Raw genomic sequence first — 14,400 nt, 5'->3', positions numbered from 1 at the left:
CACCTTGCTCCGCCTCTGCCCTCGCGTCGAAGGAACCACGCCGCGTCATCCCCCGGATGCTTCTCCTACCTCCGCCGGTGCCTCACCCCTCTTCGGCCCGCGGCGCACCGCGTACGAAGGGGTGGTCCTGCTGTTTGTGGCGTGGTGTTCGTCCGGGAGCTGTCGGGGCGGGTGGAGCATGGACGGTGACGTACGCGGAAACCGTCGGATACGACGGCACGAAAACACCAGGCCAGGCCCCCCGGCCCGCCTGGAACACCCCCCGGCGCACCTTGGTTGCGGCCGCCAGCTCGCGCTGGAGCGCCCCGCGCCCGGCAGGTGACGGCCGGGCTGGGCGAGGCGATGGACGACGTCCGGCACTCCGCTGCGGTGCTCGCCGCCCGGGTCCGCTACTCGTTTTTCGGGCGCAGTGCGTCGATGATGAGGTCGAGCAGCCGGCCGGTCTGTTCGGGCGTGTCGCTGGCGGCTGTGGAGAGGAAGACTCCCAGGAGCATCGTGGTGACGTCCTCGGGGTCGACGTCCGCGCGTAGTGAACCCGTCTCTGTTCCCTTGGTGAGGATCGCTTCGATCGCGGCGGTGATGCGCTTCCGCGTGGTCGGTGTGGCGATCTTTCCTGAGGCCCAGCCGGCGCGGAGGATGTCGACCATTCCGCGTTTGGTCGCGACGAACGCCTCGTACCGGCCCATCCACGCGCGCAGTGCGACATCGGGCGGGAACTGGTCGAGCAGGGCGGGGGCGCTGGTGGCGATGGCGTCGAGTTCGGTGCTGTAGACGGCTTCGACCAGGGCTTCGCGGGTGGGGAAGTGACGGTAGAGCGTGCCGATGCCGACGCCGGCCTCACGGGCGATGTTCTCCAGCGGGACGGTGTCGTCAGCGGCCGCGAAGGCCGCTCGGGCGACAGCGATGAGGTTTTCGCGGTTGCGCCGGGCGTGCGCGCGCAAGGGGCGTTCGGCGTCGGCGGGCTGGTCAGCGGGAACGCCGGGGGACGCCGGTTCGGACGGACTCAAAACGGAGGAACCTCCGGTAGTGTTGCAGTCGAATTGGCGGAGGCCCCTCCGCTTTTCCCATCATCGCACGCGGACGGAATCGCCATGACTTCCATCAGCACTCCCAGCCACGAGGCCACGGCCACCGGTGCTCCGCGCCCCGCCGGTCCTGGTCTGCTCGCCGGCCGTACCGTTTCCCGGCTCGGATACGGCGCGTTGCAGCTGGAGCGCCTGCACGGCGACCGCAGCGCGGCCCTCGCGCTCTTGCGTCGCGCGGTCGAGCTCGGCATCGACCCCATCGACACCGCCCAGTTCTACGGCAACGGGTTCGTCAATGGGCTCATCCTCGAGGCCATCGGTCCCGAGGACGGATTCCTCGTCGCCAGCAAGGTCGGCGCTGCCCCAACCCAGGCGGACCGGGCCCGATGCGCCCCGCCCAACGGCCCCAAGAACTTCGGGCGGGCGTTGAGGCCAACCTCACCAGTCTCGGCCTCGACCGGATCGGGCTGGTGAACCTGCGCCGCATGGACGCCGCACCCGGGATCCCCCTTGAAGCGGACCAGGTGGTCGGCCTCGACGACCAGCTCGCCGAGATGACCGGCGCTGCGCGACGAGGGCAGGATCGGCGCGATCGGGATGAGCACCGTGACCCTGGACGGGCTGCGCCGTGCGATGACGCTGAACGACACCGAACGTCACCGGACCGGTGACGAACTCAAACGCAACCTCGAGTTGTCCGGGCTGACCACTCGCGAAGTGGCCGCGGACATGCACTTCACGCCCCAGCGGCTGCGCTCGGCTCTCGACGTCGACCACGCCTGCAGCCCGGTCGACGTGTGGCAGCTGCGCGACTACCTCGAACAAGCCGTACGGGACGCCGGCCGCCGGCCCGCTCCCTTCACCGTGCTGACCGGGCGCTCACGCCTTGAGGCCCGCATGTGGTTCTCCCTGCGCAAGGCCCCGCGCCACGACTTCGTGGCGCCCCAACCTTCCGCGCTCCCTCCTACCGCCCCGCCCCGGGGCCTTCCCGTGTTCCCTCGCCCCTCCTCGAAAGGCTTCACCATGCCCGACATCCGCACGGCGTCCCCCAGCTTCAGGGCGCTCGCGATCGCGCCGATCATCCTGTTCATCCCCTCCCTCGTCTCCTTCGCCATCGCCGAACCCGGCGTCAAGTGGCCGGAGTACACCGGCATCTTCTTCCACCTCACGATCATGCTGCTGATCTCGCGGATGGACGCACCCGACTGGGCCAAGGCCGCCGGTTATGGCTGGATCGCACTCGACGTGCTCACCGGCATCATGACGATCAACGACGTCGCCCACGACATCGCCTGGCCCGTCCGCCTGGGCGGCCACGTCCTGGCCGGGGTATGGATCGTCATGAGCTCCGCCTATGCACGCCAGCGGTCCATCCGCATCATCGGCGGCCTCACCGGCCTGTGGCTCGGCACCTACTCATTCATCGCGAACATCGCGCCCGAACCCGTCCTCTACCCCACCTCCATGCTGATCATCGTCTGGTTCACCCTGCTCGCCGTGATGTATCAGCCGAACCGTCGGCAGCCGCAGACCACGCAGCCGGCGGTGAACACGACCGTACTCACAGCCGACTGACTGGTCCGGCAACGGTCGAAGCCGCCGTTACGCACAAGACGCGAGCTGCCCGGGCCCGGTCGGCGGCGCCGGGGGTGTGACCTCTCCGGCCTCGGTGACCAGCGGCTGCCTGGCGGTGACGGCGGTCACCGAGATCGAGGAACACCACCAGGTCATGGTCTGAGCGGGCCAGGCCCACGATCTCCTCGCGGCCGTTTCGGCGCACGCTCACGTGCCGGCCGCCAGAGACGGACGGCCGGTGCACCACGATCGGAGCAGCGCTCATTGCACCAGCCTGCCTCTGCACCGGGCACAGGGCCAGTCCAGGCATCCGGGCCGATGGGAGTGGCTCCAGGTGTTGTCTTTTTTACTGCCAGGCGCTGCGGCGTTCTTGCAGTGCGGCGCATGCCCGCCGGGTGTCGAGCAGGAGGGAGAACTTTTCGAACGCGATGCGCTGCACGTCGGTGGCGGTGGCCGGGCGGCGTTCGGTGCGGGCCCAGGCCAGTTCCGCCGCGCCTGGTGCGCGAAGCTCCTGCCGCTTGGCGTCGCTGAGCTCCGGGCTGTTCAGCGCGAACAGTATCCGGCGCCACCATCCCTTGGCCGAATGCCCGGCCGTATCGCCCGGAGGGCCACAACTCATCCCCCTCTCCTGCTCTCTTGCCGCAGGTGATCCCGGGCCATTCGTTTGTTTCAGCCGGACGGCCGGGGCGCGCCGGCCGGCGGTGTCCCGGGGTGTGACACCGCCGGACGGCGCGCGGGTCAGGCGGTGGTGCGGAGCCAGACGCTGGTGTCGATCGGCAGTACGGCCTGGCTCAGTGGCTGGGAGGAGACCAGGATCTGGGCGTGGTCGGGGAGCTGGACGGGGGTGTCGGAGAGATTGACGATGCAGGTGAAGTTCTCGCCGCGCGTGAAGGCGAGGACGTTGGGCACGGAGTCGAGCCACTGCATGGGCCCGTCCCCCAAGGCGGGTTCGGCTGCGCGGCGGGCGAGGACCTGGCGGTAGAGGCTGAGCATGGAGTGCGGGTCGGTGTCCTGGGCGGCCGCGCTCAGCTGGGCCCAGGCGGCGGGCTGCGGGAGCCAGGGGGATGCGGCGCCGGCGGGGCTGAAGCCGTAGGGCTCCTTTGTTCCGTTCCAGGGCAGCGGGACCCGGCAGCCGTCACGGCCGGGGTCTTCGCCGTTTGTGCGGTGGTAGATGGGGTCGTCGCGGCGGTCGGCGGGGATGTCCTCGACTTCCGGCAGGCCCAGTTCCTCGCCCTGGTAGATGTAGACGGCGCCGGGCAGGGCCATGGTGAGCAGGGCGGCGGCGCGGGCTCGCCGTCGGCCGAGATCTTCGTCGACGACGGGGTTGTACTGGCGGATGCCGGCCGCGGTGCTGGTGTCGGGACGGCCGTAACGGGTGACGTGTCGGGTGACGTCGTGGTTGGACAGCACCCAGGTGCTGGGGGCGCCGACGCCGGCGTGGGCGGCGAGGGTCTGGTCGATGACCGCGCGCAGGGCGGCGGCGTCCCAGCTGCAGCCGAGGAAGTCGAAGTTGAAGGCGGAGTGGAGTTCGTCGGCGCGCAGGTACTGGGCGAAGCGGGCGGCGTCGGCGAGCCAGACCTCGCCGATCAGGGCGCGGGGTTCGGCGTAGGAGTCGGCAACGGCACGCCAGCCTCGGTAGATGTCGTGGTTCTCGTCGAGGTCGACATAGGGGTGGGGATCAGGGAAGACGGAGTGGTCGTAGTCGGGCAGCGCGGGGTCCTTGCTGCACATGGCGGCGGAGTCGACGCGGATGCCGTCGACGCCGCGGTCGAACCAGAACCGCAGGATGTCTTCGTACTCGGCGCGCACCAGGGGGTTGCGCCAGTTGAGGTCGGGCTGTTCGGGGGCGAACAGGTGCAGGTACCACTGGCCGTCGGGCACGCGGGTCCAGGCGGAGCCGCCGAAGATGGACTGCCACTCGTTGGGGGGCAGCTCACCGTTTTCGCCGCGGCCTTCGCGGAACCAGAACAGGTCGCGTTCGGGTGAGCCGGGGGCGGCGTTGAGGGCGGCGGTGAACCAGGCGTGCTCGTTGGAGACGTGGTTGGGGACGACGTCGACGATGATGCGGATGCCGCGCTCGTGGGCCTCAGTGATGAGTTTTTCGGCTTCGGCGAGGGTGCCGAACCGGGGGTCGATCTGGCGGAAGTCGGTGACGTCGTAGCCGGCGTCCGCCATCGGGGTCAGGTACCAGGGGGAGAACCAGATGGCCTCGATGCCCAGGCGCTGGAGGTAGTCCAGTCTGGAGCGCACGCCCACCAGGTCGCCGATGCCGTCTCCGTTGCCGTCGGCGAAGCTGCGCGGGTAGACCTGGTAGATGGCTGCGTGACGCCACCAGTCGGTGGTGCGCGGGGTCATGGACCTGCCTTCGTGAAGTGGTGTGGAACAAGTGCGCGGGCCCGGCCGGCGGGGACTGGGGCCGGGCCCGCGGGAATTGGGGGTGGTGGACCGCGGGGCCGGGCCGGTCAGGAAGGCAAGCCGGGCCCGCGGTCAGTCAGGTGCTACCAGCCGGAGTTGCCGCTCTCGCGCTGGATGGTGAACCCGCCGGTCATGTTCAGGGGGGTGGCGGTGGTCTGGGTGATCTTGGTGTTGGAGAAGGTGCCCTTGCCGGCGGCGTTGCCTTCGATGCCGTGGTGGCCGGTCTTGTTGATGGTCAGGTCGCCCACGCGCAGGTCGGAGACCTGCTTCTGCCAGGAGACCAGCAGGCCGCTGTAGGTGGAGTCCTCGATGGTGTTGTTGGTCAGGACGACGGGCTGGGTAATGTCGTAGCGGTCGGCGTAGACCCACAGGGCGCCGAGCTTGGCGTTCCAGTTCACTTCCATGCTGCCGGTGCGGCGCAGGAGGTTGCCGGAGACGGTGGTGGTGCCGCTGAAGGGCTCGCCGAAGCGGGTGGAGACGGTGATGCCGGCGGCGGCGACGACGGTGTCGGAGATGAGGTTGTTCTCCACGCTGTTGCCGCTGCCGCCGTAGACGGCGGCGCCGTTGGCGAGGGTGGGCAGCTGCACGGTGTTGTTGCGGAAGGCGCTGTTGGTCACCGCCGCTCCGTCCGACCACATGGCCAGGGCGTCGTCGCCGGTGCCGCGGATGCTGCTGTTGGAGATGACGGTGTCCTTCACCGCGCCGTGCAGGTTGACGCCGTCGGCGTAGGTGTTGCGGATGCGCAGGTCGCTGGCCTTGAGGCCGGTGGTCGGGCCGGAGATCCACAGGCCGACCTTGGTGTGCTGGATCCACACGTCTTTGATGACGGACCCGGTGCCGAAGTTGCCCTCGATGGCGGCGTGGCCGCCGGCGTCGTCGCGGACAGTGTTCTCGCCGTCGATCGTCAGGTTCTCGACGGTGCTGGTGCCGCCCTGGCCGAACAGACCGCCCTTGAGGCCGGTGCCGCGCAGCACCGTGTGCCACACGCCCGCACCGCGCAGTTTCACGCCGGAGAGGTTGATGTGGTCGGAAATCTTGTAGATGCCGGCCGGCAGGAACAGGCCCTTGCCCTGGCTCTTGGCGGTGTTCAGCGCGGTGTTGAGGGCCGCGGTGACGTCCTGGCCGCCCGGCGTGACACCGAGGTCCCTGGCCGAGACGTAGCCGCTGGGCAGGATGGCGGCCGCTCCGGTCTCCTCCGCCTCGATCAGGTCGACGGTGTAGGAGGAAGCGGTGTCGCCTGTGTCCTTCTGCAGGCGCAGGACGGTGCCGGCCGGCAGGGTCTGGCCGAAGTTGATGCGGGTCTCGTCGAAGAAGCGGTGGCCCTGACCCTCGCCGGGGTTGTTGGTGTACGGGTATGCGCCATAAACCCAGGCGTAGCGGGAGGTGAGCCGGAGGTCGGGCAGGGCCTTGCCGTCGGCGTAGGCGCTGAGGGTGGCGTCGATGCCCTTGCCGTCGCTGCTGTCGGGCAGTGAGTAGCGCAGGTTGATGGCGTTGGCGGGCTTGGTGAGCTTGACCTCGACGTAGTCGCCGGTCTGGGTCAGCTTAACGGCCTTGCGGCCGGAGGCCTCCGAGGCGACGGTGAGGTAGGTGCGGTCGGGGCCGACGGCCGAGCCCTTGAAGGTGCCTGCTTCGGCCTCATAGGTGGTGAACGGCAGGGTGGCGCCCACACCGGACGGATCGCCGTCACCAGGTCCGCCGTCACCGGGTGCGGTGGGCGTGGTGACGGTGAGGCTGTCGAGGTTGACGTTGCCGCTGTCGGCGGCGGTGAACTTCAGCGCGAGGGTGTTGGCACCCTGGGCGAAGGTGACCGGCACGTCCACCGTGGACCAGGCCGCCCAGCCGCTGGTGGCCGGCAGGGTGATCTGCCTGGCGGTCCCGCCCGCCGTCAGGGTCAGTGTCTTGGCCGAACCGGTGCCGTTGGCGTAGCGGATCTTCACCGACCCGTTGCCTGCGTTCGCTGACTGCACGGTGTAGGTCGTGGTGGCGTTGCCCTTGTTGGCATCGGTGTAGCCGCCGACGTAGCCCGTTCCGGTGTATCCGGCGTGCTCGCTTTCCGCCTTGGCCCCGCCGGTGAGGACGGCGGCCTCGGACTGCAGGACGGCGGTGGCGGCGTGGGCAGGGGTCGGGGCCGCCAGGGTGTAGGAGGCGGCGCCGGTGAGGGCCAGGAGAAGGGCGGCTATCGCGACGGAGTTCCTGGGGCGCGGGGTGGTGCGGTGGATCGTCACAGCGGTGTGTCCTTCCGGTGCAGGGGCTGCTCGGCCCTTGGGGATGCAGGCGGGGTGCCGGTCGAGGTGCCGCCGGGCGGGCAAAAACCTGCGGGCGGCAGTGGATGGCCGGTGCGGTGAAGCCGTCCAGGGGTGCGCCGGCCAGTCAAAGAGGGGTGTGCTTGCCGGGACCGGGTGCGGGGCGCGGGCGTTTCAGCCCTTGAGGCTGCCTGCGGTCAGACCGGCGATGATGTGCCGCTGGAAGATCAGGAAGACGACCAGCAGCGGGATGGAGGCCATGACCATGCCGGCGAGGAGCTGGTTGGCGGGCATGAACTCGGCCAGGCGGTTGAGGGCCACGGTGATGGGCTGGCGTGCGGGGTCGGGCAGGACCAGCATCGGCCAGAGGAAGTCCTTCCAGACGCCGACGACAGCGAAGATCGACACGACGGCCAGGACCGGGCGCGAGAGCGGGAGGATGACCGACCACAGGACCCGCAGGGGACCGGCGCCGTCCAGGCGGGCGGACTCCAGCAGTTCGCCGGGGATCTGGTCGAAGAACCTCTTCAGGATGAAGATGTTGAAGGCGTTCGCGCAGGCCGGCAGCCAGATCGCCCAGGGGGTGTTGATCAGGTTGACGTGGATGAGGGGCACATCGGTGACCGTCAGGTAGGTGGGGACCAGGAGGGCGGAGACCGGCAGCATGAGGGTGGCCAGCATCATGCCCAGGACGACGTTGCCCAGGGCCGGGCGCAGCCTGGAGAGGGCGTAGGCGGCGGCGACGTCGACGATGAGCTGGGTGAGCCAGGCGCCGGCGGCCAGCAGCAGGGTGTTGAGGAAGTACTGGGCCAGGCCGACGTTGGTCCATGCCTGGGTGTAGGACTCCGGGTGCCAGCTCTGCGGCCACAGGGTGGGGTTGGGATCAGCCAGTTCGGCGGACGATTTCAGTGCTCCGCTGGCCATCCAGTAGAGCGGGAAGACGAACGCGAGGGTGAAGCCGACCACGGTCAGGGTGAGCACGAAGCGGTACAGGTACCGGCCGGCGCGGCGGTTCATCTCGGCAGGTGCGATGAGGGTGCGGTCTGCAGGGGCGGACATGGTGCTTCCTTTCAGCCCTTGCTGCGGGTCAGCCGCAGGTAGACCGCGGCGAACAGGCCCAGGACGATGAACAGCACGGTGCTCATGGCGCTGGCCATGCCGAAGTCGTTGTAGACGAAGGCGTAGCGGTAGAGCAGCAGCAGTACGGTGACGGTGGCTTCGTTGGGTCCGCCGCCGGTCAGGACGAACGGTTCGATGAAGACCTGCATGGTGCCGATGACCTGGAGCAGCAGGGTGATCATGAGGATGAACCGCATCTGCGGGATGGTCACGTGCCACAGCCGCTGGCGGACGGAGGCCCCGTCGAGTTCGGCTGCCTCGTACAGCTCGCCCGGGACGGATCCGAGGGCGGCGAGGTAGATCAGGGTGGTGGTGCCCATATTGGCCCAGGTGGAGACGAGGACCAGGGAGACCATGGCGAGGTTCTCCGATTCCAGCCACTGCTGGGCCGGCAGGTGGAGGACCTCCAAGACGCTGTTGAACAGGCCCGGGCCCGGGTCGTAGAACCAGCGCCACAGCAGCATCGTGACGATCGGGGGCAGCATCACCGGAAGGTAGACGGTCATCCGCAGGTAGGACCGGGCGTGCCGGAACTCGTTGAGGACGACCGCGGTGGCGAACGGTGCGGCGAAACCGAAGATCAGCGCGAGAAGCGTGAAGTGGCCGGTGTTCTTCCACGCAGTGGCAAACAGCGGGTCGTCGAAGAGGCGCTGGTAGTTCGCCCAGCCCACCCAGGTGGCGGGCTGGGCGAAGGTGACTTCCTGGAAGCCCAGGAGCAGGCCCCGGACGATCGGGTACCAGGAGAAGAGGACGAAGCAGACCAGCCCGGCACCGAGGAAGGCGTAGGCGGTCAGGTTCTCGCGGATGCGGCGCCGACGCCTCTGGGGTTGTCTCATGGTGCCCTTCTGCGGCTGCAGGGAGGCTTTCGGTGTCCTTGTGAGGGTCGATGCCGTCATGTCACTTCACCGTTGCGAGGATGCCGTCGACCTTCTTGGCGGCATCGGTGAGCAGCTTGTCGAGGTCGGCGTCCTTGTCGGTCAGGACGGCCTGCATCACTCCGTCCAGGACGGCGTAGATCTGCTGGGCGTTCGGCGGCTCGACCTTCTGCTGGATCTTGGCGTTGCCTTCGATGAAGGGCTTGTAGTTCTTCTGCGGGACGTTGGCGTATTTGGCGTGCGCGGCGTCCTGCTTGACCTGGGCCATGCCGGTGAACAGCCGGTCGAGCGGGAGACCGATGGGGACGTCGTTGTTCGAGGCGCGCTTGTCCTCGAACTCGGTGCGCTCGGGGTTGAGGTACTTCCACTGGACCCACTCGATGCCGGCCTTGATCTTCTCCGGCGACGCCTTGGGGTTGAACATGAAGCCGTTGCCACCGCCGAGGGTCGCCTTGCCCGGCATCGCCGCGACGCCGTACTCCTCGTACTTGCGCTCGAACTGCTTGACGATGGTGGGGATGTTGTCCGGGCCGGCCATGTACATACCGAGCTTGCCGGCGCCCATCATCTTCTGGACGTCCTCGATCTGCAGGAGCTGGCGCGTGCCCATGGAGTTGTCGGTCCAGCGCATGTCGTGGAGCATCTGCAGCGCCTTGCGGCCCGCAGGGCTGTCGAAGGCCGCCTTCCAGCCGTCGTTGCCCTCCAGAGCGATATCCCCGCCCAGGGAGTAGACCCACGAGGTGAAGTGCCAGCCGCCCTGGTTGTTCTTGCTGTAGTCGGCGTAGCCGACCGTGCCGTTTCCCAGCGCGGTGATCTTCTTCGCGGCCGCGCGGACCTCTTCCCAGGTGACCGGCGGCTTGTCGGGGTTGAGACCGGCCTTCTTGAAAAGGTCGCGGTTGTAGATCAGACCCAGGGAGTACTGTCCGTTGGGCAGGCCGTACAGGCCGCCGTCGGGGCTGGTGAACACCTTGAGGTAGTCGGCCTTGATGTCGTCGTAGTACGGCATGTTCTTGACGTACTTGGTGATCTCCGCACCCTGGCGGCGCGCGATGAGGCCTGCGGGGTCGGTGAAGTAGACGTAGTAGAGGTCCTCGAGCTGCCCGCCGGCGAGCTTGGCGGAGAACGTCTTGGGGTCCATCTGCCCTTCACGGGCGTCGATCTTGATCTTCGGGTGTTCCTTCTCGAAGGCCTTGATGTCCTCCTCGAAGTACTTGCGGTCCACCGGCTGGGTCATGGGCGGCATGCCGTTGACCGTGATGGTGACGACGCCGTCCTTGGACGTGGCCGGGGAGCTGCTGCAACTGGCCAGCCCCCCGACGAGAGCACAGGCGATACCTGCGGCTATGAGCGTACGACGGCTCTGCGTACCTGCCATGACAGATCGGCCTTCCTGAGATGCGCCGCACTCTTCCCGGTCCCGTCTACCGGGGGTACAGCTGACACGCAGAAGGTAGAAGTCAGTTATGTAAAAAGTCAATGACACATTGCAAAACTTCTACCTGCCGGATCGGCGACCTGGCCTTCCGGACGAACTCCGGACGATCAGCTGGGTCTGGAACAGGGTCACGCCAGGCTCCGCACGCTGGCCCTGCATCTGTAGGGCCAGCGCCTCCATCGCGGCGTCGGCCATACGGTCCACCGGCTGCCGGCACGTGGTCAGCGGCGGATCGACCGCCCCCATGAGCAGAGAGTCGTCGAACCCAGTCACGGAGACATCGCCTGGTATGTCCAAGCCCAGCCTGCGGGCGCCGCGCACTGCCCCCAGGGCCAGTTCATCACTACCGCAAACGACAGCTGTAGCTCCCTCTTCCAGAAGTCTGCCGACTGTAAGGGCTCCGGCCTCCATGGCGAACAAGGAGTGTCCGACCAGCGGCATCCAGGTCCCGGAAGGCACTTGCCGGGCTTTCCAGAACGCGGCGAAGGCCGCCAGCTTGCGCGCGGAGGGGACATGCCCCACCGGTCCGATCAGGAGTCCGATCCGCTCGTGCCCCATCGCGGTCAGATGCGTGAGCACCTGATGCACCGCATCGGCGTCATCAGCACTGATCTGCACCGCATCCGCGTTTTCGTCGGCCGGGTTGATCAGCACCAGCGGCACCTGACGGTCCTTCAGGGCCGCCCCCTGCTCGGCGCCGGCATCGGCGTAACTGGACCCGATGAAGACGATCCCGCCGATGTTCTGGGCCAGCAGCATCTCGATGTAGTTGGCCTCGGAGACCCCGTCGGAGGTACGGGTGCACAGCACGGGCACCAGGCCGCGCTTGTTGAGCCGACTGGTGATTGCCTCCGCGAACGCCGGGAAGACGGGATTTCGCAGATCGGGCACCACCACACCGACCAGCAGGCTCCGCCCCTCGCCCTGTCCTGACGGCCGGGGCAGCCCCAGGACGTCGAGCGCGGTGAGAACGCGCTCCCGCGTCGCAGGCGCCACCAGGTGGCTGCCATTGAGCGCCCGCCTCGCCGTCGCCTCACTGACACCCGCGAACTGCGCCACTTCCAGCAACCTCTTGTTCATGCGCATACCGTACAGCACGGCTGCAAAAATTCGTCAGAGTAATGAAATTAATTGCCCCAGGCGAGGTGGAGAAGGTGGAGGCCCGCTCCTTCCGCATCGGCGCGGCACAGGGTGAACAGCGAAGCTCGAGACGTTCCTGTCACACAGCAAGAGCGGGTATACGGGACTCACTGCGGGTGAGCTCGCCGCGTCGGCCCCACTCGGCCTGAGCAGACGACGAGGGAGACCGTCCCGGGGCATACACCCGGGACGGGCGCCGTACTCGTCCCCGGGTCACGGAACCGGCGGCGCGCTGTCGGGTGTATGTGGCGGCCGGGAAAGGTTCTGTGAGGCGGTCCGGGAGAGTTCCGCAACAGTTGCCGCACCGCACCGCCACAGCCCCGGCCGCGGCCGGGGCTGTGGCCGGGGCTGTGGCGGTGCGGTGCGATGCGGTGCGATGCGGTGCGGTGCGGTGCGGGAACGCCTGGCCGGGCCAGGCTCCATGGAAAAGCCGATCCCCCGACACCTTTCCACGACAGCCAGAGAAGTCAGTTGCTCCCCCTCCCCCGCTGCTCCGGGGGTGCACATGAAGCCGTCGCCATGCTTGGGTGCGGGGATGAGAAGATCCACAATTTGGACGCGCGGGTGGGGGACGGCGGCGCTGATATGCGCGGCCGTAGTGGTTCTGCTTCCCGCGGTACGGTTCACCGCTCCCGCGCCGCGCATTGACATGCTGGTCGCGATGGCGCTGGCGCTGGTGTGCGCTCTGGGGTGGGTGGCGGCCACCTATCGGGCGCCCCTGCCGGAGCCGGGCCCGCCTCCCCTGGGCCTTGAGGACGAGCTCCCGCCGATCCCCTCGGTACTCCCCCGCCCCTTTCCCATCGCGATCGGCCCCGCCCTCGCCCTCGTACTCGCCGCCACCGCCGTCGCGTCGGCGTTCCTCGTGGGACTGCGGCCCGACGGCGCCCAGGGCGAAGCACTCGACGCGATCCAGCGGGCGAAGCCGCAAGTGGCCACGGGGACCGTCGTGCAGGCCGGTGACGCGGAGTCCACCGGCGTCGGCAAGCGCAAGCAGGGCGGTTACCACTTCGCCGATCTGCGGGTCGAGCTGAGCGACCGTACCGTGCTCGCGGTGGACCGCGGGATCGTCGGATACCGGCCGTATGAGGGCATGGAGGTACAGATCCTGCACGCTCCCGGCCGCCCCGAGCTGGGCGGCTGGGTGGACGACGGATCCGATCTCTCCGCTTACCTCTCGCCCTGGTACGTGCCGCTGGGCGACGGAACGCTGATGCCGTTCCTGGTCCTCCTGTTCGTCGCGGGCTACGCGGCTGTCGCCTTCATGAACGGGCCCCGGGTCACAGAGCACGGTCCGCGCAGGCTGCTGGCCGAGGACGCGGCCGCGGGAGGGGTGAACGCCGAGTACGTGGAGCGGCTGACCGCCGTCCACGACGCCCACACCACGCCCGGCGGCCGGGCCGGCAGCACCAAGGTGGTCGACAAGGTCTGGCTCAGCGCCACGATCGACGGCATCGCCCCGCTCGAACTCCACGTCGACCGCGCGGAGATCCTGGCCCTGGCCACCGAGTTCGGCCAGGGGACGGGCTGGCTGGTCTGGGCCCGGCGCTGGGCCATGGTGAACGACAAGGGCTCGGTCCCGGCGGTCTTCGTCGCCCCGGACGGCCGGACCTTCACCTGCTCCCTGCCGCCCTCCGGCATCCGCCGCCTGGCCATCGACGACGACGCGATGGTCGAGGAGGCGACGACTCCCGGCACCGCGACCCGGCCCTGGAAGGGCCTCTGCCGCACCTCCCCCCGCACCCGTCTCATGATCATCGCCCTGTACACGGCGGTCGGAGTCTGCCTGCTGCCCGCCCTGACCGGCAACGCCGGCCACCTCACCGGCTACCTCCCCCTCGCACTCACACCCGCCGCCGCCGCACTGACCGCAGCCTTCGTGACACCCGCCTGGCGCCACACCCTGCCCCTGCCCGGCTGGGAACGACGGACAAGCCAGGACCCACGCCTGCGCACATAACACCCCTGCGGCGCTCCCCTCGGACGAAGAGCAGAACCCTGTCATCCAGATCACCAGAGGAGCCCCAGACCGGCCCTGCTGTCGGTGCCTGCCCCGGCTGCGGGGCCCGGCCCCGCGCAGTCCTCTGCCCCAGGCCGAGCGCAGCGGCCCGCCCGTTCCCCTGCCGGGCCGGCCCCCGCGGCTCCCCCGCCTCCTCCAGCTCAGAAGCAGGGGCAGGGACAGTCAGGCAGGGGAAGTCAGCCCACCACGACCGCCGGAGAAGGCCCGTGAACTGCACAAATGCGCACCTCACCACGGAGGCGGTGCAACAGTTGGCGCAAGACTTGCCGCAACGGTTCCGGCAAGAATTGCCGCAAGAGTTGTGGTCGGCCCTCACCACGGCCGGGACGAAGCCGTCGGCATGCGCCAGCGCGCCTTTACGCGCGTGCGCGAGCGCGGCACGCCCGGCACGGGTCAGCTCCCACACCAGCCACCGACACACAAAGCACCACCTCATGCCAGCAGCCAGCCATCAGAAGCCGTATCTCAACCGAATGCGATCTGTTGATTTTCCCTGGTCAGGCATGGGTTCGGGTGGGGTGAGGGAGAGTTCCGATGTTCTGTTCCGCTGTTCGGT

Annotated in this window: 10 protein-coding genes and 1 pseudogene; 3 read left to right on the top strand and 8 right to left on the bottom strand. The window is 68.6% G+C overall.

Features of this window, described 5'->3' with window-relative positions:
* Positions 1 to 389: 389 nt before the first annotated feature.
* Complete coding sequence (locus tag ABD374_RS30135) at positions 390 to 1,007, bottom strand: TetR/AcrR family transcriptional regulator (RefSeq protein WP_344499557.1); 618 nt, start codon at positions 1,005 to 1,007, stop codon at positions 390 to 392.
* Positions 1,008 to 1,091: 84 nt separating this feature from the next.
* Between ABD374_RS30135 and ABD374_RS30130 the strand changes: the two are divergent.
* Both ABD374_RS30130 and ABD374_RS30125 read left to right on the top strand, forming a co-directional pair.
* Positions 1,092 to 1,661: pseudogene (locus tag ABD374_RS30130) on the top strand (aldo/keto reductase); the annotation flags it as partial.
* Complete coding sequence (locus ABD374_RS30125) at positions 1,659 to 2,600, top strand: DUF2316 family protein (protein ID WP_344499649.1); 942 nt, start codon at positions 1,659 to 1,661, stop codon at positions 2,598 to 2,600. The pseudogene ABD374_RS30130 and the gene ABD374_RS30125, both read left to right, overlap by 3 nt.
* A gap of 346 nt (positions 2,601 to 2,946) precedes the next feature.
* On the opposite strand, the gene ABD374_RS30120 is transcribed toward ABD374_RS30125, so the two are convergent.
* The 7 genes from ABD374_RS30120 to ABD374_RS30090 form a co-directional block, all read right to left on the bottom strand.
* Positions 2,947 to 3,219: a hypothetical protein gene (locus tag ABD374_RS30120; protein WP_344499555.1), complete on the bottom strand. Its 273-nt coding sequence runs from the start codon at positions 3,217 to 3,219 to the stop codon at positions 2,947 to 2,949.
* A 119-nt stretch (positions 3,220 to 3,338) separates the two neighbouring features.
* The gene (locus ABD374_RS30115) at positions 3,339 to 4,955 is read right to left on the bottom strand and encodes a glycoside hydrolase family 13 protein (RefSeq protein WP_344499553.1); all 1,617 of its coding nucleotides are present in this window, start codon (positions 4,953 to 4,955) and stop codon (positions 3,339 to 3,341) included.
* Positions 4,956 to 5,098: 143 nt separating this feature from the next.
* Positions 5,099 to 7,240: a right-handed parallel beta-helix repeat-containing protein gene (locus tag ABD374_RS30110; RefSeq protein WP_344499552.1), complete on the bottom strand. Its 2,142-nt coding sequence runs from the start codon at positions 7,238 to 7,240 to the stop codon at positions 5,099 to 5,101.
* 192 nt (positions 7,241 to 7,432) lie between these two features.
* The gene (locus ABD374_RS30105; protein WP_344499550.1) at positions 7,433 to 8,317 is read right to left on the bottom strand and encodes a carbohydrate ABC transporter permease; all 885 of its coding nucleotides are present in this window, start codon (positions 8,315 to 8,317) and stop codon (positions 7,433 to 7,435) included.
* An 11-nt stretch (positions 8,318 to 8,328) separates the two neighbouring features.
* Complete coding sequence (locus ABD374_RS30100) at positions 8,329 to 9,213, bottom strand: carbohydrate ABC transporter permease (protein WP_344499548.1); 885 nt, start codon at positions 9,211 to 9,213, stop codon at positions 8,329 to 8,331.
* Between the two features lie 61 nt (positions 9,214 to 9,274).
* Positions 9,275 to 10,627: an ABC transporter substrate-binding protein gene (locus tag ABD374_RS30095; RefSeq protein ID WP_344499546.1), complete on the bottom strand. Its 1,353-nt coding sequence runs from the start codon at positions 10,625 to 10,627 to the stop codon at positions 9,275 to 9,277.
* A gap of 120 nt (positions 10,628 to 10,747) precedes the next feature.
* A complete protein-coding gene (locus ABD374_RS30090) occupies positions 10,748 to 11,767 on the bottom strand; it encodes a LacI family DNA-binding transcriptional regulator (RefSeq protein WP_344499544.1) in 1,020 nt (339 codons plus the stop codon).
* Positions 11,768 to 12,425: 658 nt separating this feature from the next.
* On the opposite strand from ABD374_RS30090, the gene ABD374_RS30085 reads away from it, so the two are divergent.
* Positions 12,426 to 13,784 carry a hypothetical protein gene (locus ABD374_RS30085; RefSeq protein WP_344499542.1) on the top strand — a complete coding sequence of 453 codons (1,359 nt, stop codon included), beginning with the start codon at positions 12,426 to 12,428 and terminating at the stop codon, positions 13,782 to 13,784.
* The last annotated feature ends 616 nt before the right edge of the window (positions 13,785 to 14,400 follow it).

Origin of the sequence: Streptomyces enissocaesilis (assembly GCF_039533765.1) — a bacterium.
Classification (GTDB): domain Bacteria; phylum Actinomycetota; class Actinomycetes; order Streptomycetales; family Streptomycetaceae; genus Streptomyces; species Streptomyces enissocaesilis.
This window is presented reverse-complemented; position numbering and strand designations above follow the sequence as displayed.